Source organism: Sphingopyxis sp. GW821-FHT02C12, from assembly GCF_059421785.1.
Window position 1 is genome coordinate 889,768 of the sequence record NZ_JBWKVQ010000001.1, and the last position, 18,510, is coordinate 908,277.

Sequence of the window (18,510 nt, forward strand, 5' to 3'; positions counted from 1 at the left end):
CCGCAGACAGCCTAGCGCAACGCCGATAGCGGCCCCCGCCTTCGCGGGGGCGACGTGTTTTTAGAGCTGATGCCCGGTCCGGTCGCGCTTCGTCGCCAGATATTGCTCATTATATTTGTTCGTCGGCAGCGCGAGCGGAATGCGCTCGACCACCTCGACGCCCTCGCGCTCCAGCCGCGCGACCTTTTCCGGATTGTTGGTCATCAACCGGATGCGCGGAATGTTGAGCAACTCGAGCATCCGCCCCGCGATCGCGAAATCGCGCGCCTCGACCGGGAAGCCCAGCCGCAGGTTCGCATCGACGGTGTCATAGCCCTGATCCTGCAACGCATAGGCGCGCAGCTTGTTGACCAGCCCGATCCCGCGCCCTTCCTGCCGCAGGTAAAGCAGCACCCCCCAAGGCGCATCGGCCATCGCGTGCAGCGCCGCGTGAAGCTGCGGTCCGCAGTCGCATTTCAGGCTGCCGAGCACGTCGCCGGTCAGGCATTCGCTGTGCAGCCGCACCACCGGCGGGCTCGCGTCGCGCTTGCCGATAACGAGCGCGACATGGTCCGACGCCTCTTCGGGAGTCCGAAAGGCGACGATCTCGGCGCCTTCGCTGGCCTCGACCGGGAGGCGGGCGCGGGCGGCGATATGGAGGCGCGTGGGGTCGAGCAACGCGTCGACATCGGCGGCGTTGCAGGCGGTTTCGGCGCCGCCCGCCGCTTCGCGCACGAAAAAGGCGGGGAGCAGGCCGGCGTGGCGTGCCATCAGCATCGCGGCCATCGCGGCGGCCTCGCCGCCGGTCGCCTGGGTACGGAACGGGCCTTTGAGCGGATTGGCAAGGTCGAGTGCCGGGTCGGCGATCGCCAGTCCCGCCGCGACGCTGGTCGCGGCACCGGTCAGCCGCACCGGTCCCGGCGCGGCGGCGGCACGCTGGTTGGTGAGCTTCAGCGTCACCGCGCGCTCGCCCGACAGCAGCACGTCGGCGACACCATCGCTAAAATCCGCCAGCGCGGCGTCGCTCGCGCTCTCGATCGCCAGCAAATCCAGAACGCCGTCGTCGCCGGTCACGCGCACCGGCCAGCCGCGGCGCAGCGCATCGACCGCGCGCGCCGCCCGGCGGGCACCGCCATCCATGCGCGCGGCGTCACTCAAAAATCGAACTCGGTAATCAACGGGATATGGTCCGACGGCCGTTCCCAGCTGCGCGCCGGCCGGACGATGCGGTGCGACACCGCCTTTGCCAGCAAGTCGGGAGTCACCCACATATGGTCGAGCCGGCGGCCGCGATTGGACAATTCCCAATCCTTGGCGCGGTAGCTCCACCAGGTGAAGAGCGGTGTCGGCGCCGCGATGAAATGACGGCCAAGGTCGACCCATTGCGACGCCGCCTGCAGCTTCGCCAGCGTCTCGACCTCGATCGGCGTGTGGCTCACGACGTCCAGCAACGCCTTATGATTCCATACGTCGCTTTCGAGTGGCGCGACGTTGAAATCGCCGGTCAGGACCGTGGGCTGGTCGAGCGCCCCCGACCATTCGGTCATCCGCGCGTAGAAATCGAGCTTCTGCCCGAATTTCGGATTGATCTCGCGGTCGGCGACGTCGCCCCCGGCTGGGATATAGACATTGTCGAGCCGCACGCCGCCGGGCAGCGTGACCCCGACGTGGCGCGCCTCGCCATTGGCCTGCCAGTCATATTTGCGGACGTCGGCCAGCGGGACTTTGCTGACGATCGCGACGCCATGGTGCATGCGCTGGCCGTGGGTGACGATATGGGTGTAGCCGAGGCTGCGAAACATGTCGGGCGGGAAGGACACGCATTCGACCTTGGTTTCCTGCAGGCACAGGACGTCGGGCGCTTCCTCGCGCAGGAATTTCTCGACGATGCCGATGCGGGCGCGGACGCTGTTGATGTTCCACGAAGCGATGCTGGTTGTCATGGCGTGGCTCTATCGGCGCGGCGCGCGCGGTGCAATGCGATTGCGGGCAGGGCGGCGACCGGCGCCAAACCCAAAATTAAACCCCCGTTCCAGGGGCGGTGGAACGGGGGTTCAAGGTCAGCGTTCGTCACGCTCTTGAATGAAGGTGCCTGGCACTCGGTTGGGGCAACAGGGGGAAACCCAGAACCGGGGGCCGTGTTGGCGCCTTCAAGAGCTGGAATACTGCCCCTTCCCTGTCGCCAAGCTGAACGAAAATCTGGCGGATATGGGCGGTTTTGCAGTTCGTCGATGGTGGGCGGCGGTTGGTCCGAAAAAACGGCGCCGAATCCGCTTCGTGGGATTCGGCGCCGTTCATATTCGGCTGTGGATAAGTTCGCGTCAGCTTCCGCGACCGCGCGAGCGCGGGCGGGGGTCGGTCCATTTGAACGCCGAATCGGCGACCGCAACGTTGAACTTCTGGTTCGTCAGGTCGATGCGCGTGCGGTTGTTTTGCGAATCGAGCGCGACCCAGCCGCGCAGGCGCAATCCGGCGGGCGCGGCGCCGTCGCGCACGAACACCATGGTGATCGTGCCATATTCGGGGCGCTTGGGATCCTTGACCTCGACACTCACGACATCGTCGCTGCTTGTCGGCAGGACCTTGGCATATTTGGTGAGGTCGCGGTCGGGATCGAGCAGCGCGCCGAGCGGCGAATTCTTCACCGGCCAGCGCTGGACCTGCTTCACCTCATAATCGATCATCGTCAGCGAACTGCCGTCGCCGACGATCAACAGGGGCACGCCCTTCTGATACTGGAACCGGATCTTGCCGGGGCGTTTCAAGGTCAATTGTCCATTCAGCCGCTGGCCGTTGCGGTCGGTCTGGACGAAATCGGCGGTCATCGAACTCGTCGCGCGCAGGTGCGACTGGACCGAGGTCAGCGTATTTGCCGACTGCGCGATCGCCGGCGCGCCGAACGCCAGCGCCGTGGCGGCGGCGGGAACGAGCGCCAGCGCGGCGGCGCGTGTCAGGGTCAGGCGGGGAAAATTCAGGGTCATGATGTTCTCATTCTGCCATAAGGACGGCCGGGATATGCCGATCCGGCGTTGAACCCGCCGTGAACCCGGCGTTGGAGGCTGTTCAAGTCGCGAGCATCGGCTTTGGTTCCCCTGCCGCCTAGCGTTGTTGTCCATATTGATCGGTCAGCACGTCGCGCCGGCCGACATGGTTGGGGGGACTGACGAGGCCCTCCTCCTCCATGCGCTCGATCATCCGCGCCGCACTGTTATACCCGATGCGCAGCTGGCGTTGCAGCCAGCTCGTCGAGGCCTTCTGGCTCTCGACGACGATCTGGCACGCCTTGGCATACATACGATCCTCGGCGCTGTCGCCGCCCGCAGGGGCGCCCTCCATCGCGAAGCCGCCGTCCTCGGGATCCTCGGTGACGCTCTCGACATAGTCGGGCTGGCCCTGGCCGCGCCAATGGTCGGCGACCGCCCGCACCTCGTCGTCCGACACGAACGGGCCGTGGATGCGGGTGATCTGCTTGCCACCGGGGACATAGAGCATATCGCCCTTGCCGAGCAGCTGCTCGGCGCCCGCCTCGCCCAAAATCGTGCGGCTGTCGATTTTCGACGTGACGTTGAAGCTGATGCGTGTCGGCAAATTCGCCTTGATGACGCCGGTGATGACGTCGACCGACGGGCGCTGGGTCGCGAGGATCAGGTGGATGCCCGCGGCGCGCGCTTTCTGCGCGAGCCGCTGGATCAGGAATTCGACCTCCTTGCCCGCGGTCATCATCAGATCGGCCAGCTCGTCGACCACCACCACGATCTGCGGCAGCGGCGCGTAATCGAGCGTCTCTTCCTCGTAGAGCGGCTGGCCGGTTTCGGGATCGTAACCGACCTGGACCCGCCGCCCGAGTGACTTGCCCTTCGACAGCGCGGTGCGGACCTTGTCGTTGTAGCTCGCGAGATTGCGCACCGACAGCGACGACATCATCCGGTAGCGGTCTTCCATTTGCTCGACCGCCCATTTGAGCGCGCGGATCGCCTTCTTGGGTTCGGTCACCACCGGAGCGAGCAGGTGCGGGATGCCGTCATAGACGCTGAGTTCGAGCATCTTGGGGTCGATCATGATCAGCTTCACCTGATCGGGGCCGAGCCGGTAGAGCAGCGACAGGATCATCGCGTTCAAACCGACCGACTTGCCCGACCCGGTGGTGCCCGCGATCAGCAGGTGCGGCATCGGCGCGAGGTCGGCGATGACCGGGTCGCCGCTGATATTCTTGCCGAGGATGATCGGGAGCGCTCCGGTCTGTTCCTGGAACAGCGCACTGCCGATCATTTCGGACAGCACCACCGATTCGCGGACGGCGTTGGGCAGCTCGATGCCGATAACCGTGCGCCCGGGGATCGGCGCGATGCGCGCCGACAGCGCCGACATATTGCGCGCGATATCGTCGGCGAGGTTAGACACCCGGCTCGCCTTGGTGCCGGGCGCGGGTTCGAGTTCGTACATGGTGACGACGGGACCGGGGCGCACCGCGGTGATCACGCCCTTGACCTGGAAATCCTCGAGCACCGATTCGAGCAGCCGCGCGTTGCGTTCGAGCCCCGCCTTGTCGATCTGCCCGGTGGGCGCCGGCGGCGGCTCGGCGAGCAGGTCGAGCGACGGCATCTGGTAATTGGTGAACAGCTCGGTCTGCGGCTTGGCGCGCGGCTTCGACGGCTGGGTGCGCTGCGCCGGGTCGGCAATCTCGGGCGGTGCCCGCTCGCTCGGCTCGGCGCGGGCGCGCGGGCGGATCACGCGGCCCATCAGCGACGGCGCTTTCGTATCGGCGGCAAGCGCGGGGGCCGGCGCGACGACGCGACCACCCTCGACGGCGGGCAGCCGAAGCCGCGTCCACCAGCCGGGTTCGAGCCGCAGCGCGCGCCACGCGAGCCACAGGCCGACGCCGATCAACAGCAGGATCGCGGCGAAGCGGACCAGCGCCGCGCCGGGTTCGCCGATGCGGTCGAACCACGGATCGACCGCGCCGCCGACGATCAACGCGATGATCCCCCCCCAGCCCGCGGGCAGCGGGGCATTGCTGTCGGGGGTCCACAGCTGTGCGCCGAGGCCGACGAGCAAGATCGCGATGAAGACGAAAGCGAGCTGGCGTTTCCAATAGGGCTGCGCCTCGCCGATCCACAGCCGCCAGGCGATCACGCCGAGCAAGGGCAGCAGCAGGGTGATCGCGACCCCGCCGACGAACAGCAGCAAGTCGGCGAACCACGCCCCCGCGCTGCCCATCCAGTTCGACGGATTGCCCCCCGCCGCGGTGTGGATCGCAGCATCGGTGCCGTCATGGGTGATCAGCGCCAGCGTCAGGAACAGCGTGAAAGCGCCAAGCGCCAACGCCGCGCCGATCACCAAAGATCGCGCGATACTCGCCCGGAAAACGGTGCGCCAATCGGCCTTTGCGGCGACGGGCTTGCGGCTGGCCATGCTGAAATCGGTCCCCACTGGAATTAACCACGGCGATATGCACATGCGCCGGACTCGGCGTCAAGCGCGGCCCCCAACCGAGCTGTGGGTTATGAAGGAGTTTCGTGCAAAGACGCAAAGGCACGAAGAAGCAGGTTCGGGCCGACAGGCCCCTCATCCCATAGACGTGCAGTGGTCGCGGCGTTCGGATGGCGCGCTGCTTCGCGGCTGGCACGACATCTTCGAGTCTTTGTGTCTTTGCGCTAAACAAATGGAGCCAGCTTTGCGTTCCGCGCCACGCCACTTTTCAAGCGCATCATTGCGGTCTAGGGCGAGGGCATGGGCGACGTACAGCGCAGCGACGTGATCATCTCCGGCGGCGGCCTTGTCGGCCAGGCCCTGGCCCTCGCGCTCGCACATCATGGCCTCTCAAGCCAGGTCGTCGATCCCGCCGATCCACTGGCAACGATCGCGCCCGGTTTCGACGGCCGCGCCTCGGCGATCGCCAGCGCGACTTGGCAGATGTTCGAAGTGCTCGGCCTCGCCGATCGGCTCGCCGGTCATGGCTGCCCGATCCGCGCGATCAAGGTCAGCGACGGCGTGCCAAAAGAAAACGGGCGTTCGGGCGAACTGGATTTCGAAACCGGGGCCGACGATCCCGCGCTCGGCACGATGGTCGAAAACCGCCAGCTTCGTCTTGCGCTCCGCGACGCGCTCGCCGAAGCCCCGCTCGCACGCCTCATCATGCCCGCGCTGGTGGTCGACCGCGAGATCGGCCCACACGGCGTCACCCTGACCCTTGCCGACGGCGCGAGACTGCAGGCGCCGCTGCTGATCGTCGCCGAGGGCCGCCGCTCGCCGACGCGCGACGCCGCGGGGTTCAGCATCGCCAACTGGTCGTACCACCATCATGCGATGATCGGCGCGGTCGTGCACAGCAAACCGCACAATCGCGTCGCGCACGAAATCTTCTTTCCTTCAGGGCCCTTCGCGCTGCTGCCGCTTGTCGACGACGCACAGGGCCGCCACCGTTCGGCCTTCGTGTGGACCGTCGCCGAAAAGGACGGGCCGGGCTTCGCCAAATTGGGCGAGAGGGGCTTTGTCGCCGAACTCGAAAAGCGCGCGGGCGACCTGCTCGGCAAAATGGAACTGGTCGCGCCGCGCATGACCTATCCGCTCGGCTTCCACCATAGCGCGACGATCGTCGCCGACCGGGTCGTGCTCGTCGGCGACGCCGCGCATGGCATCCATCCGATCGCCGGGCAGGGACTCAACCTCGGCCTGCGCGACGTCGCGGCGCTCACCGAAGTCCTCGTCGAGGGCGCGCGGCTCGGCCTCGACCTCGGCGACGCGGCTTTGCTCGCGCGGTACCAGCGCTGGCGCGGGCTCGACAGCCTGATGGTCAGCCTCGCGACCGATGGCCTCACGCGTCTCTTCGGCATTCCCGGCCGCACCGCCGCGGCGGTCCGGCGCGCCGGCCTCGGTGCGGTGCAGCGATTGCCGATGTTCAAACGCTTCTTCATGGACGAGGCGCGCGGCGAAGCCGGTGACCTGCCCCGCCTGCTCGCGGGGGCGAAGGTTTAAGCCCACCCCATTTTTCCGTTCGTGTCGCGCGACGTCGAGGCACCTCGATGGCGTGTGCAACCGATGGGCATCTCGACGTCGCGCGATGCAAACGGGCATCTTGCCCATCCTTACGTATTTCCACCTACGTCCCGGGCACACCCCCGCTAACCATGATCCCATAGCCTGTCCCATGCGGTAACGACCCGCCGCGCAGCAGGAGCCGGGACCATGTCGGTGAGCAGCCACGCCCTCGAAGCGGCGGTGACGGATTGGATCGCCGCGCGCGCTGCCCTCGATGCCGAGCCCTCGCCGCGCCGCCGCGTCCAGGCCGACCGCGCCTTCGCGCGCCTCGCCGCCGCAGCTTCTCCACGCGTCCGCTATTTCATCCGCCGCTACGGACTGTCATCGGTCGCCGACGATGCCGAACAGGCGTGTGCGATCGCGCTCCACCGCGCCGCGCAAAGCTACGACCCGCGCCGCGCGGCCTTTGCCACCCATATGAACTGGCAGATCCGCGCCGAACTACAGGCGCTGCGACACCGCCTCCACGGCGACCAACGCCGCGCGCCGCACCGGTTTGCCGCCGCAACGCTGCCGCTGGACGATCCCGGCATCTGCGAGCTGCTCGTCGATCCCGGTGCCGAAGCCGCCGCGGAAGGACGGGCCGCCGACTATCTCGCGGGCCGGCTTGCCGATTGCCTCACCGACGACTGGGCGCGGCGCCGCGACGCCGAATGGCAAAGAGGAAAGACAAAGCTCGCGGCGCACCACACCCTCGTGCGTCGGCATCTGACCGCAGTCCAACCTGCGAGTCGCCTGTCCGAAAGCCATCGTCATATCGTCCGCGCCGCCTTCACCGATATGGCGCAGCATCTCGTGCCGGCGGGTCGCGCCTGATTTTACTGCAGCGTCGAACGCCCGTCTTCGCCGTCGAAGCGGCCGAAGAATTGCATCAGCTGGACGACTAATTCGGCGCGTTCATCGATCGAGGTCGTTTCGAGCAGCGCCTGCTTCGCCGCGGCATCGAAGGGCGCGACCTGCGCGATGCCGTTGACGAGCGTCGCATCGTCGAGCTGGCCGACCGCGTTCCAGTCGACGACATAGCCCTGGCGTTCGGCAAACCGCTTCGCCTCGCGTTCGAGGCTGGCACGCTCGATGCTCGCGAGCACCGCATCCTCCTCGACCTCGCTCTCGATTTCGGCCTCGACCTGCCGGAACGGTGTCGTGACGTCGAGTTCGCGGCGGACGCGGAACCGCGCCACGCCCTCGAGCACCAGGTTAAAGCGCCCGTCGTCGAGCGCCTCGACGTCGATGATCTTGCCGACGCAGCCGACGTCGTAGAGTGCGGGGGGCTCGCGATCCTCCTCGCCGGGCAGCACGCGCGGCTGGATCATCCCGATCCGCCGGTCGCGCACCAGCACCTCCTGCACCATCGCGCGATAGCGCGGCTCGAAGATGTGCAGCGGCAGGTGCAGCCCGGGAAACAGCACCGCGCCGGGCAGCGGAAAGATCGCGATCCGCTGGATGGTCAGGGGCGCGGTATCGCCCATCAGCCGAACAGGATCAGCGACAGCCGGCGACGCTGCGCCGCGACCCACGGATCTTCAAGCCCGACGGCTTCGAACAGCGACAGCAATTTCGCGCGCGCGGCATCTTCCTGCCATTCGCGATCCGCCGCGACGATGTGGAGCAGATTGTCGGCGGCGGCGTCGCGGCGGCCGGCGCCGATCTGCGCGGCGGCAAGGTCGAATCGCGCCTGATGGTTGCCCGGATCGGCCGCGACCGCGGCTTCGAGCGCCGCCAGTTCGCCAGCGTCGGGGGCATCGGCGGCGAGCGCATAGGCACTCTTCGCCTGCGCGATCGCGGGATCGTCGGCGATCTCGGCGGGGATCATGTCAAGCAAGCCCTGCGCACTCGTCAGGTCGCCCGCGAGGACCAGCGCGCGAATCAGCCCGCCATGCGCCGCCGCATTGTCGGGTGCCATCTCGAGGATCTGGCCGAAGATCGAGGCGGCGCGTTCGCAGTCGCCCTCGGCAAGCACGCCCTCGCCCATTTCGATCAGCGGGGCGATCTCGACGGCGCGGGCGCTTGCGGCGCTTTCGATCGGCAATTGCGCGAGCAACTGGTCGAGCATCGCCTTGATCTGGCTTTCGGTGCGGGCGTTGGTCAGGTTGGCGACCGGTTGGCCCTGGAAGATCGCATAGACGGTCGGGATCGACTGGACCTGGAACTGGCCGGCGATGAATCGATTCGCATCGACATCGATCTTGGCGAGCAAAACGCCCTTGTCCGCATAGTCGGCGGCGACCTTTTCGAGGATCGGGGTCAGCTGCTTGCACGGCCCGCACCATTCGGCCCAGAAATCGAGGATGACGAGGTTCGACATCGACGGCTCGACGACGTCGCGGCGGAACGCTTCAACGGCGTCCTTTTCTTGCGGGTTCAGACCCAAAGTGGCCACGGGGTTATTGCTCCTGTTGAATGCCTGTCGTTCTTATGTGGGATTTGTGCCCGATATGCCAACCCTTCGGGGCCAATCGTGCAGGAAAAGCATGAAGGGGGTTGCCGACTCCAAAAGCCGATGCTAAGCGCCCGCCTCACCCGCTGGAACCGACCGGTTTCAGCCGCCAGAGCGGGCGTAGCTCAGGGGTAGAGCACAACCTTGCCAAGGTTGGGGTCGAGGGTTCGAATCCCTTCGCCCGCTCCAGTTTCTAATCTTCTGTTTGTTGTTAGGGTTACGCGTAGGGTTACGCGGACCCTGCGGGTCCCTACGCGCTTCTTAGCGGACGATGGGGTCGAGCACGGAGCCGGTTGCCGTTCCGCATAGCCGGGCATGCAGCCGCACTGCTTCCGATTCGGATAGGCTTGCGATGCAATCGGCGACGAACCGCGGCTTGGTCGTTCCTTCTACGGTGGCGAGGTATTGAAGTCGGATAGGAAGGAACGGCGGGTAGCCCAGCTCTGAATCGTACCCCTTCCACAAAGCTTCGAACAGATCAGTGATGATCCGTTTTTGTCCATGCTGCTGCGCCGCGAGTGTAGGGCTACCGATGATATAGTCGCGGGTAATCTGCTTCAAAATGCGAATTTCGTTCTGCCATTCTTCCTTGAACGTGACCGCCTTGTCCGAAGAGATTTGCTCATTGATCTTGATCCCGCCGATGTACTGACCAATCAAGGTTGAGGTCATTCGGCGCAACTGCTCGCGTTGAAGGCGCGTTCCATCGTAGGGATCGCTAAGCAGGCCGCTGTAAAATCCATCGAAAAAGCCTCTTAGGCGGTCATACGCCGCGGTGAGCTTGATCTTTTCGTCTTTGGTCGGGTGCGAGCCAGCGGCACCTTCAATTATTCGTTCTTTTTCATCGAACACGCGTTGCCAAGGCAACGCGTTGCATCGGTGAAAATCTTCAAGATCGTGGACGGAATAGGCGACGTCATCAGCCCAATCCATAAGCTCGGCCTCAAGCGTCTTCTCATCGTGCGAATGAAATTCGCGAGCGAAATCGAAATCTTCCTTCTCAGAGGAATACGCAGACCATTTTTTGGCCTTCTTGCCCTTTTTGGCGCGAGTCCAAGGATATTTCAAACATGCCGCTAGCGTCGCTCGGGTAAGGTTTATGCCGGGAGAGTCGGGGAAACGAACAGACAGCTTTGTGATGATCCGAAATGACTGGGCATTACCCTCGAATCCTTCGTCATCATGTTCTCGGACCAACTCATCCAAGGTGTGCTCACCGATGTGACCAAACGGTGGATGCCCAAGATCGTGCGCAAGGCAAGCCGCCTCGACAACCTCGGGGTCGAGGCCACGCGCCTCGGCCGCGTCTTTCTGCTCCGCAAGTAGCATTTGGGCTACGCGACGACCTACCTGCGCCACTTTGATCGTATGCTGTTGCCTCGTATGAAATACGTCGGCTTCGCCCGCTCGCACGATTTGGGTTATACCCGCCAACCTGTGAAAGGCCGACGAGTACAACACCCTATCCCGGTCACGTTCAAATTCTGAACGCTGGTCTTTGCTTGATTTTTTGTACCGCCGCTCTGATCGGTCGGCCTTCCCCCACGTCAATGCGTCTAAGCCGCAAGAGCCGCTTCTGGTAAGCTTAGAGTCCAATCATCGTGCACCGTAATCTTGCCTCTTTCAGCAGCACGCTGAATTGCAACCTGACTCTGTCGCAATGGGTGCCCGGCATTGATAAGCGCGACGCATAGCGAGCGTGCGGAGACCCCGCCCCCCAGCAAGCGAAGGGCTTCGACGACTTGATCGTCAGACGGAATTTCGATGGCCATGTTCATCTCCTCGTCCGTTTACACCATGCCTCAAAAACGTATATTGCCCGTTAATGTTCCCTGAACGAACGGAGAACAAACGGGTGCGCCAACGCGTCGCGTAGCGCAAGATTGAGTCATAAATGAGTCCGTTAGCGACAGGGGTGAAACGCCAACATGATACAGGCCCACGCGCCGATGCATGCAGTTTCATCCCCCTTCGTACGCACGACTCACAAATTCACGTCAATGAGTCAATCTGTATCCGTCTATATGTGGCAAAAGAAATCACACGGCGTAAGGACTGAGAGCCGACGCGTTCGCCCGACACGCCGTGCAGAGGCGATTGCCTGGGCCAAAGCTATCGAACGGCTTGCGGCACCGAAGGCACGGACGCTGTCGCGTTGTCGCCTGATCGCCGTCGAGGTCGCGGGCGATCCGTCCATAGGGACCTATGGCCCGGATCGTCACCCCGGCGCCTTTCCGGCGACGATGTCGGCGAACGCGAGGAGGAAGCCGAACGCCCGGGCCTGATCCTCTGTCGCCAGTTGCTGCGCCTCCCAAGTCGATGCGTCGCCGTGTACGGCGTCGACCCACTTCGTCTGCTTGCCCAAGGCCCAGCCCAAATAGCCGAAGAATGCAGCAAACGGCGCCGCCTCCACGCCATAGAACTGCGCGAAGGCGAGGCAGTCACGTAGGGTCGGCCAGCCGTCAGGCTGGGTCACCGCGGCGTGTTCGAGGCAAGCCCGGTGCGCCGCCCGGGTCAGCGGGTCGAACAGCGCTGCGTAACCGGCCGCGGCATTCTCCGCGGTCAGCATCACGCCGCCGCGTGACGCTTGCGGACCTCGGCGCCATAGGCGTTCGCCCGGGCGACTTCGGAAGCATAGGCGAAGTAGCGCAGCGCCGGATCGGTCGTCAGGCATTTTGCCAGCGCCTGTTCCGGCGTGCATTGCATGTCGCGGGCGAGCTCGGCGGCCCGCGCGAACATGCCGTCTTCATAGTCGGTGACGCTGAACGTCGGCTTCTCGCCCGACGCGACCGCGACGGCGCTCTTGTAGATGGCGGTGATTTCGGTCTCGGCGCGCTTCATGAGCACGGCGACGGCGCCGACCTGTGCGGGATTATCCACGGTGCTAATCTCCTTGAGCTTGAGGTTGGTGATGCGAAAGCGCTTTTGGGGGATGGTCATGACGGCTCCTCAGTTGTTGACGATCGCATCGAAGTCGGCGGCCGACGTTGCGGCGATGAAGTCGGCGAAGGACGGGGCCTGCACCCGGGCAACGCGGAGGCCCAACGCGCGGGCGAGCAGCGGGGCAATCTCGTCGACTTCCTTTGACACGTGGAACGCGAAGGTGCGCTCGCGGCCCGAGCGAAGCTGGCTCAGCGCCGACTGCTCGGCGATGAAGTCCGACCGGTAAAGCTTGTCGTTGGCGGCCTTGATCGCTTCGAGGGCACCCTCCGCTTCGCGGATCGCGGCGACGAAGTCGCGCGCCGCTTGATGACGCTCGACGACGGCCTCTTCCCGGCCGCGCATAATGCGCTTCCGTTTCAAGCTAACCAGCATGTGATTCCTCCTCCATTTCGGTCTGTGTGGGTATCGGGTCGCCCCCGGGGGCGATCCGGGCGCGAACTTGGTCGACAATTTGCGCGGCCTGCGGAGTCGAGAAACCGGCATTCACCAGCTCCGCCGAACGCGCGGTCCAGAAGCAGGCGTCGAAAGGCTCAGCGGAGCGCTCCCGCTGGGCTAGGGCAACGTCGAGGTGGTCTTGCAGGGTCTCGGGTGACTGCCGACCGTCGAGCAGCGCGTCGAGCCGCTCTAAGCGCTCGACAGGGCCGTGCGCGGTGACGGCGACGTCCTTGTGTCGCAACAGGGTGATGCGCAGACGTCGCCGCGCGTCGGGGCCCATCAGGCGGAGCCCAACGAAGAACGCGAGCTGATCGAGCGCAGCGTCAGGCGTCATCGCTCACGCCTCCCTCGATCACCTTCATGGGCGGGCGGAATGTGTTGGCGAGACGAAGCGCCACCGAGGTCACCGCATCGCCTAGCAGGCCGACGTCGACGTCATGGGTCACGCGCTTGTTGACGTTGAGCGAGGCGGCATCGCGATAGGCCGGCAGCATCGCCCGCGCACGGAGTTCGAGGAGGCGGTCGCTATACCGCCGGACAGTGCCGACGACTGTCTCCTTGTATTTGCCGCCATACACAGGCTCTTCGACGCCCTCGGTCGACCGGCGGTAGATTTCGTGCTCGATCTCAGCCCGTGCGTTTTCCAGCGCCTCCTCCCACGCAGCCGCGAACGTGGGATCGCGCTGCCGCTCATCCTTGAAGGTCGACAACGCGCCGTTGCTGCTCTGCGGGGACGCGGCGCGCGCGGCACGCGCTGCGATACCGTGGCGGCCGAGCTCGACAATGAAGGCGGCCTTGCGATCCGGGGTCAGGGGAATACCGTTCGACATGCCGCCGACGATAGCTGGCGACCGGCCGAAAGCGGACGGTTAAGGGTTGAGCTATCCCCGCCAACGCGCGCGCCGCGAAATGCGCCCGGCGGGAACGTTGCTACTCGCCCAATATCAGCTGGATAATCTTCCGCTGCAGGTCAGGATTGTATTCGCGGTATAATGTACCCCCGCGCATGAAATCGGCCTTGTCACCAATCTTGCCGATCAAACGGTGGCCATTCTTCTTCGGGCCGTAGAAGGTCCAATTGACCGCGACGCCGAGGCCGAGATCATAGTCCATCATTGGGTCGGCGGTCTCGGTTACGATACCGGCCGCCTTGATGATCAAACCCATTGAAGGGGGGAACGATTTTAAGAAAACGAGGTCACCAACCTCGATTTGGCGCAGCATCGCATGGGCAAAGGGCGCTTCTGCGCTTTTCCACCCGACGAAAGCTCCGCCGCGCTTGATGAAGGTATCAGTCATATCATCGGAGCCGCCATAAGCGGCCCCAAACCCATATACAGCCATAACACACATCCTTATCTGGCAATCAGTGCGGCAGGACCAGTGTTCGCCTACAACAGGCGATTGTCAATCCAGTCCGCGCGGCAGGGCGTGCCAGACATAGGGCGAACAAAGAGAATACATGATGCCAACCTTGCCTCACCAGTATAAGGTGGGTGCAATGGCTACAAAACAGGGGACGCGGGCGATAGGCCCGAAGCAGGCGGCGAGAGCCTTCCACGCGGTCAGGTTCGCCAACGACAATGGCCGACCGCTCAACCTTCTGATCAGTATCAATTTCGACATCCTCGGCATCGAACCAGACGGCGCCACAGCGTTCTTTCAGAACCTATGGTCGCGCGTCGGTCGCTGGTGGCTGAACCAGCGGAAGAAGGACCGCCCGTTCGGGCCGTTCGACTATTATGTTGTGCACGAGCATCCCGAGGGCGGGTCTCGCAACGTCCACGTCTTCGTTCGCGCGCCTGAGGGTGGCCGCGACGCGCTGGAGCGTATTGTCCGCAATCGCCTCCAAAAGCTCACGGCGCTGGACTGCCTCGGTCGTGCGATTCACTTTATGGACGTCGAGCGAGCCGGTGGCGTCGCCAAATACACGTTGAAGGGTATCGACCCGGCGTTCGCGTCCCACTTCCACATGGAGGCCAAGGATCAGGGGTTCATTCCCGGGCGGCGGATCGCGATTAGCCGAAGCATCGGTCACGCCGCCCGGGCTAAGGCAGGTTGGGTGCGTCGGCGTCGACCGAAGGGCTAAGCTCCGTCCTCCCTTGCCTTCGTAGCCCGCAGGATGGCGCCCAGCGCCTCGCCTTGCTCTTCGGTGGTGGCTTTCGAGGCCAGAAGAACCGCGAGCTGCCCGACGGAGCGCAGTACGCCCGCGATCAGTTCGGTGTCCGACCGACCTTCGTCACTGATCACCCCGATTTGCAAGCCACAGGCTGCGACCTCGAAACCTCCCAGACGTTCGCCCTCGTCATCCCGGTGCGCCCGAGCAAGTTCCTCCATCAAGTAGATGGCGAGGGGGCGCGTGAGGTTCCAGCTTTCGTAAGTGCCCCACTCGGCCGCGATCTTGTTAAAGTCCATTTCGATACTCCTTCTCGCCGCCAGTCGGTCAGCACGAAGGCGGTGGCAGATCGACCGACCTCGGGGGATGGCCATGGTGGAAGGGGGCTCCATTCTTTACCCTTCCAGCGACCCTCGCCGTAACCCCGAGGCGGGGCATGGGGCAGCGAGTCCAACATTTCATGGCCCTATCGGCTGACGACGTCCGCCTCCCGAAGGTTAGGGTCGCCCGGGGATGTCGCGTCCCGCGCGCGGAGGAACAGCCGGAACGGCCGGATTGGCGCCATTTGCCCGACGGAGCGTTCCTCCCCGTTCCCCCTCTCCGTTCCCCCGAGGGGGGACGGCAATCGCCCAGGAAAACGCCAGCCCCGTCTACCGTTCCCCCCCGTTCCCCCCTTTTTTCGTAAGAGGGGTAAGAGAGCGGTTGGGAAGGGCTCCGCTCTGGGCGCAGGAGGTGCAGGGTCTATGCGGCTGGGGGGAACGGGGGGGACGGGGGGGAACGCCGAGCGGAAACGCCAGCAATCCTTGGACGCGCGCCGTTCCCCCTCTGCCGTTCCCTCTCCAGCGAGGGGAGGAACGCCTCAATATGGATCGCCATGGCCCTCGCCCTCGCGGCCGTCGTCGATGATGATAGGTTGGCGCTGTTCCTCCTCGGTGCCGCGTACATAGCCATATTCTGGCGCGCCACCGAAACGGAGGCGCTTTCGCTCGAACCCGAGCTCGCGCATCGCGTCGCCGAGCCGGGCATGATCGTCCTGCGTCCGACGACCGGCGACGATGCGCAATATTTGCCAGACCGCCTCCGAACTGATCTTGCCTGATTGTTCACCGATGGCCGCTGACAATGAGGAAACGAACGGGTCTTCAATCCGCCGCGCGTCCTGTTCCTCTTCGGCCGCCGCCCAAAGCGCCGGGTCGAGCCGGATGCTCTCGCCGCTGGCTTCCCGCGCTGCCGCCTCCGCCCATAGCTGGTCGACGTCGGCGCGTAGTCGGTCGAGGTCGAAGCCCTCCACCTTCACCGGCCAGAAGCGACGGTTGCCGGTGAGGTCACGCAGATAGCGTTCGCTGTTGGTCGTCCCGAATATGACGCACTGACGCGGCACGATGGCGGGAAGCCGGGCATACGACATGCGCGCGGTATCTTGCTGGCGGGACAGGAAGCCCTTGAGATGTTCGACCTCGCCCTTTCGCATTCCCTTGAGCTCGGCCGCCTCGGCTATCCATCGCCCGGCGAGCCGCTCAATCACGACCTTGCTCTCGGCATTCAGGGGGAGGTCGTCGATGAACCATTCATCACGCGTCGCCAGCACGCGCAACGCTGACGATTTGTTCGTCCCCTGCTTACTCTCCAGCACCAGCATTTCGTCAAACTTGACCCCGGGCCGTCTGACGCGGCGGACGGCCGCGACAAGCATAAGGGCGCCGACGGCGCGCGAATAGGGAGTGTCGGGGGCTCCGCCATAGGTAGGGAGCCAGCTGTCCAGCCTCGGCGTCCTGTCCCATTGCAACGCGTCGAGATAGTCGCAGACCGGGTGGAAGGGCGACCGTCGCGCGGTGACGGCCACGACCTTGACGAAGAACTCCCACGCCGGGCGAAATCGAAACCGATCATCTATATCGAGGTAAATCCGATCCAGTGCCGCATCGTCGAGGTGGGGTCCGCATCCGTCCAGTCCCTCGACCAGCATCCGGTCAGCGAATTTGTCGTGCCGCACGGCAACACCCATCTTCGACAGAGCCAGCCGGATGTTGTGCTGGTTGGCGTATGGCTTGCCGTCCTTGTCGGTCTGGAAGGGCTCGCCCTCTGCTTCCGCCGCAGCATATGCCTTCTCGACTTGGCGCCATGCATAATCCGCCGGGCGCCTTTGATCGAAAACGTGCGCCGAGATTCTCCATTTGCTATCTGTCAAAATGCCCGCGATCAGCCCGGGTGGGACGCGCCGCCGGGCGAGTTCGCACGTAACTGCCCAGACCGCCGCCGAGCGATCGCCACCCCATCGTTCGGGGTTAGCCGGGTCCGCGCCGGTGACGATCACGGCATGGATCCAAACCGGCACCTCCCACTTGTCGAGGTCGGCGGGCTTGTCGAGGGGCACCGCGCGATCCCGGTCCTGCTTTGTGCGCGGCGATCCGGCGCGCGGTGGGCTGCTCGCATCCTTCGCGTCAGCCGACGGGAACTCAGCCAGCGCGTAGACCCGGTCGGTGAGTTCAACAATTGTGGCCAGCCGCGGTTGCCGCCCGCGCTCGCGCTTTTTCTTGTCGGGAAGGTTGATGGTACCGGGGAGGCGGAGAAGCCGGTCGACGTTTATCGTCGACTTGTCGGCATCCAGCGCGAGCATGACCCCCCTCGTGAAGGTCTCTATGGCATCAATTTGCGCGGCGGCTCCTCCGACGTGAAATTCTTCATCGAGCTTCCAAAGGAGGTGCAGCCCGTTGCCTGATCGACCGACGTAGCTCGCCGGTGGCACTGACCGGCAACCCTCAATCCGCGCGAGCGCATCGGCAATCCACTTTTCTGTCTCGGGAAGCGGTAGGTCCTTCGGCGGGTCAACATCCGCATGGAGATGGCGCGTGGAGACGATTTCAGCCTTTGAAGGCTTCTTTGTGACGCCCTCGCGAACGACACCGACAGTATAATACACGTTCGTTTGGCCTGACTTTGCCGCAACGAAGGCGCGAATGTCGGCGGCCGTGCGCAGCCAAGTCGTCGGCGTCCGGCCGGTGTCCGGTGCAATTGTCGTGATGGGCCAAGGGCCGCCCGGGCGCAGCCATTCGAGAAAGCGGACTGCCTCCTCGGCATTCGTCTTCGGCATGGCATCTTCGGCCATAATATTCCTCACTCTCAGCAATCATGCCGGAGCGGGACGGATCAAATGCCGGGCGAAACGATCAACGGAAGGAGCTCTGCTCCTCGAACGGGGACAGCTATATCTGTCCCCGGCGTTTCCTGTCCAAGCGCCTGATTGACCTGTCCCGCCCCTTTTCTCCGGGGGCGGGACTCTTCAGGCGGCTTCGCGGGGCGCCTCGCCCCCCATCCGCTGCCGCTGCCAACGCTCGACGTCCGAGCGCACCCACGCCACACGGCGCGGCGAAAGCGTCACCTGCCGGGGAAACTCATTGCGGCTGATCATGCGGTAGACGACGGGCTTGCTCAGCGACGTCATGCGGACGACCTCGCGGATGGGGATGAACTCGACCGATTGGCTGGGCTCAGGCACGATACTTGCTCCTTCCTCCCCGATGGATCGCGGGGGCTCGGGAGCGTTTTCGTATCGGATGAGGTC

At 64.6% G+C, this 18,510-nt stretch carries 19 protein-coding genes and 1 tRNA gene; 4 read left to right on the top strand and 16 right to left on the bottom strand.

The genetic code is table 11. From position 1 onward, the window contains the following. Positions 1-60: 60 nt before the first annotated feature. The 4 genes from ribA to AC07U1_RS04125 all read right to left on the bottom strand — a co-directional run bounded on the left by ribA (position 61) and on the right by AC07U1_RS04125 (position 5,391). On the bottom strand, positions 61-1,119 hold the full coding sequence (gene ribA / locus AC07U1_RS04110; protein ID WP_492736596.1) for a GTP cyclohydrolase II: 1,059 nt from the start codon (positions 1,117-1,119) through the stop codon (positions 61-63). Between the two features lie 14 nt (positions 1,120-1,133). Beyond that, positions 1,134-1,922 carry an exodeoxyribonuclease III gene (locus AC07U1_RS04115; protein ID WP_495177337.1) on the bottom strand — a complete coding sequence of 263 codons (789 nt, stop codon included), beginning with the start codon at positions 1,920-1,922 and terminating at the stop codon, positions 1,134-1,136. 378 nt (positions 1,923-2,300) lie between these two features. After that, positions 2,301-2,960 carry a LolA family protein gene (locus AC07U1_RS04120; protein WP_056345105.1) on the bottom strand — a complete coding sequence of 220 codons (660 nt, stop codon included), beginning with the start codon at positions 2,958-2,960 and terminating at the stop codon, positions 2,301-2,303. A 118-nt stretch (positions 2,961-3,078) separates the two neighbouring features. Next, the gene (locus tag AC07U1_RS04125) at positions 3,079-5,391 is read right to left on the bottom strand and encodes a DNA translocase FtsK (protein WP_495177336.1); all 2,313 of its coding nucleotides are present in this window, start codon (positions 5,389-5,391) and stop codon (positions 3,079-3,081) included. Between the two features lie 318 nt (positions 5,392-5,709). Between AC07U1_RS04125 and AC07U1_RS04130 the strand changes: the two genes are divergently transcribed. Then, a complete protein-coding gene (locus tag AC07U1_RS04130) occupies positions 5,710-6,954 on the top strand; it encodes an FAD-dependent monooxygenase (protein WP_495177335.1) in 1,245 nt (414 codons plus the stop codon). 210 nt (positions 6,955-7,164) lie between these two features. Further along, complete coding sequence (locus tag AC07U1_RS04135) at positions 7,165-7,833, top strand: sigma factor (RefSeq protein WP_495177334.1); 669 nt, start codon at positions 7,165-7,167, stop codon at positions 7,831-7,833. A 2-nt stretch (positions 7,834-7,835) separates the two neighbouring features. Here the strand turns inward: AC07U1_RS04135 and AC07U1_RS04140 are convergent, their stop codons facing one another. Together AC07U1_RS04140 and AC07U1_RS04145 are read right to left on the bottom strand one after the other, a co-directional pair. Continuing rightward, positions 7,836-8,486, bottom strand: coding sequence for an LON peptidase substrate-binding domain-containing protein (locus AC07U1_RS04140; RefSeq protein ID WP_056345121.1), 651 nt, complete (start codon positions 8,484-8,486; stop codon positions 7,836-7,838). Further along, on the bottom strand, positions 8,486-9,397 hold the full coding sequence (locus AC07U1_RS04145; protein WP_495177333.1) for a tetratricopeptide repeat protein: 912 nt from the start codon (positions 9,395-9,397) through the stop codon (positions 8,486-8,488). Before AC07U1_RS04145 ends, AC07U1_RS04140 begins: the two co-directional genes overlap by 1 nt. Before the next feature lie 171 nt (positions 9,398-9,568). On the opposite strand from AC07U1_RS04145, the gene AC07U1_RS04150 reads away from it, so the two are divergent. Next, positions 9,569-9,643 (top strand) — tRNA-Gly (locus tag AC07U1_RS04150). A gap of 72 nt (positions 9,644-9,715) precedes the next feature. Here the strand turns inward: AC07U1_RS04150 and AC07U1_RS04155 are convergent. The 7 genes from AC07U1_RS04155 to AC07U1_RS04185 form a co-directional block, all read right to left on the bottom strand. Continuing rightward, a complete protein-coding gene (locus tag AC07U1_RS04155; protein ID WP_495197651.1) occupies positions 9,716-11,050 on the bottom strand; it encodes a deoxyguanosinetriphosphate triphosphohydrolase family protein in 1,335 nt (444 codons plus the stop codon). 622 nt (positions 11,051-11,672) lie between these two features. Continuing rightward, positions 11,673-12,023, bottom strand: a complete 351-nt coding sequence (locus AC07U1_RS04160) for a hypothetical protein (RefSeq protein WP_495197652.1) — start codon at positions 12,021-12,023, stop codon at positions 11,673-11,675. Beyond that, positions 12,023-12,394: a hypothetical protein gene (locus AC07U1_RS04165; RefSeq protein WP_495177330.1), complete on the bottom strand. Its 372-nt coding sequence runs from the start codon at positions 12,392-12,394 to the stop codon at positions 12,023-12,025. Before AC07U1_RS04165 ends, AC07U1_RS04160 begins: the two co-directional genes overlap by 1 nt. Positions 12,395-12,403: 9 nt before the next feature. Next, positions 12,404-12,739, bottom strand: a complete 336-nt coding sequence (locus AC07U1_RS04170; protein WP_495177329.1) for a hypothetical protein — start codon at positions 12,737-12,739, stop codon at positions 12,404-12,406. Positions 12,740-12,758: 19 nt separating this feature from the next. After that, entirely contained in the window at positions 12,759-13,166 is a 408-nt protein-coding gene (locus AC07U1_RS04175) for a hypothetical protein (protein WP_495177328.1), read from the bottom strand. After that, positions 13,156-13,662, bottom strand: a complete 507-nt coding sequence (locus AC07U1_RS04180) for a hypothetical protein (protein ID WP_495177327.1) — start codon at positions 13,660-13,662, stop codon at positions 13,156-13,158. The genes AC07U1_RS04175 and AC07U1_RS04180 overlap by 11 nt, the downstream gene beginning before the upstream one ends. A 100-nt stretch (positions 13,663-13,762) precedes the next feature. Then, positions 13,763-14,131, bottom strand: a complete 369-nt coding sequence (locus tag AC07U1_RS04185; protein ID WP_495197653.1) for a hypothetical protein — start codon at positions 14,129-14,131, stop codon at positions 13,763-13,765. 202 nt (positions 14,132-14,333) lie between these two features. Between AC07U1_RS04185 and AC07U1_RS04190 the strand changes: the two genes are divergently transcribed. Then, a complete protein-coding gene (locus AC07U1_RS04190) occupies positions 14,334-14,921 on the top strand; it encodes a hypothetical protein (RefSeq protein WP_495197654.1) in 588 nt (195 codons plus the stop codon). Here AC07U1_RS04190 and AC07U1_RS04195 read toward each other — a convergent pair. From AC07U1_RS04195 to AC07U1_RS04205, 3 genes are all read right to left on the bottom strand, one after another. After that, entirely contained in the window at positions 14,918-15,247 is a 330-nt protein-coding gene (locus AC07U1_RS04195) for a hypothetical protein (RefSeq protein ID WP_495177324.1), read from the bottom strand. The genes AC07U1_RS04190 and AC07U1_RS04195 overlap by 4 nt on opposite strands. A gap of 560 nt (positions 15,248-15,807) precedes the next feature. Next, positions 15,808-18,054: a virulence-associated E family protein gene (locus AC07U1_RS04200; RefSeq protein ID WP_495177323.1), complete on the bottom strand. Its 2,247-nt coding sequence runs from the start codon at positions 18,052-18,054 to the stop codon at positions 15,808-15,810. A 174-nt stretch (positions 18,055-18,228) separates the two neighbouring features. Beyond that, positions 18,229-18,444, bottom strand: a complete 216-nt coding sequence (locus AC07U1_RS04205) for a helix-turn-helix transcriptional regulator (RefSeq protein WP_495177322.1) — start codon at positions 18,442-18,444, stop codon at positions 18,229-18,231. Positions 18,445-18,510 lie beyond the last annotated feature (66 nt).

Coding starts and splice junctions, on each gene's coding strand:
- AC07U1_RS04135 (WP_495177334.1), top strand. CDS start 7,165: ATGTCGGTGAGCAGCCACGCCCTCGAAGCGGCGGTGACGGATTGGATC.
- AC07U1_RS04200 (WP_495177323.1), bottom strand. CDS start 18,054: ATGGCCGAAGATGCCATGCCGAAGACGAATGCCGAGGAGGCAGTCCGC.
- AC07U1_RS04195 (WP_495177324.1), bottom strand. CDS start 15,247: ATGGACTTTAACAAGATCGCGGCCGAGTGGGGCACTTACGAAAGCTGG.
- AC07U1_RS04120 (WP_056345105.1), bottom strand. CDS start 2,960: ATGACCCTGAATTTTCCCCGCCTGACCCTGACACGCGCCGCCGCGCTG.
- AC07U1_RS04185 (WP_495197653.1), bottom strand. CDS start 14,131: ATGACTGATACCTTCATCAAGCGCGGCGGAGCTTTCGTCGGGTGGAAA.
- AC07U1_RS04115 (WP_495177337.1), bottom strand. CDS start 1,922: ATGACAACCAGCATCGCTTCGTGGAACATCAACAGCGTCCGCGCCCGC.
- AC07U1_RS04125 (WP_495177336.1), bottom strand. CDS start 5,391: ATGGCCAGCCGCAAGCCCGTCGCCGCAAAGGCCGATTGGCGCACCGTT.
- AC07U1_RS04180 (WP_495177327.1), bottom strand. CDS start 13,662: ATGTCGAACGGTATTCCCCTGACCCCGGATCGCAAGGCCGCCTTCATT.
- AC07U1_RS04175 (WP_495177328.1), bottom strand. CDS start 13,166: ATGACGCCTGACGCTGCGCTCGATCAGCTCGCGTTCTTCGTTGGGCTC.
- AC07U1_RS04165 (WP_495177330.1), bottom strand. CDS start 12,394: ATGACCATCCCCCAAAAGCGCTTTCGCATCACCAACCTCAAGCTCAAG.
- AC07U1_RS04170 (WP_495177329.1), bottom strand. CDS start 12,739: ATGCGCGGCCGGGAAGAGGCCGTCGTCGAGCGTCATCAAGCGGCGCGC.
- ribA (WP_492736596.1), bottom strand. CDS start 1,119: ATGGATGGCGGTGCCCGCCGGGCGGCGCGCGCGGTCGATGCGCTGCGC.
- AC07U1_RS04190 (WP_495197654.1), top strand. CDS start 14,334: ATGGCTACAAAACAGGGGACGCGGGCGATAGGCCCGAAGCAGGCGGCG.
- AC07U1_RS04130 (WP_495177335.1), top strand. CDS start 5,710: ATGGGCGACGTACAGCGCAGCGACGTGATCATCTCCGGCGGCGGCCTT.
- AC07U1_RS04140 (WP_056345121.1), bottom strand. CDS start 8,486: ATGGGCGATACCGCGCCCCTGACCATCCAGCGGATCGCGATCTTTCCG.
- AC07U1_RS04160 (WP_495197652.1), bottom strand. CDS start 12,023: ATGCTGACCGCGGAGAATGCCGCGGCCGGTTACGCAGCGCTGTTCGAC.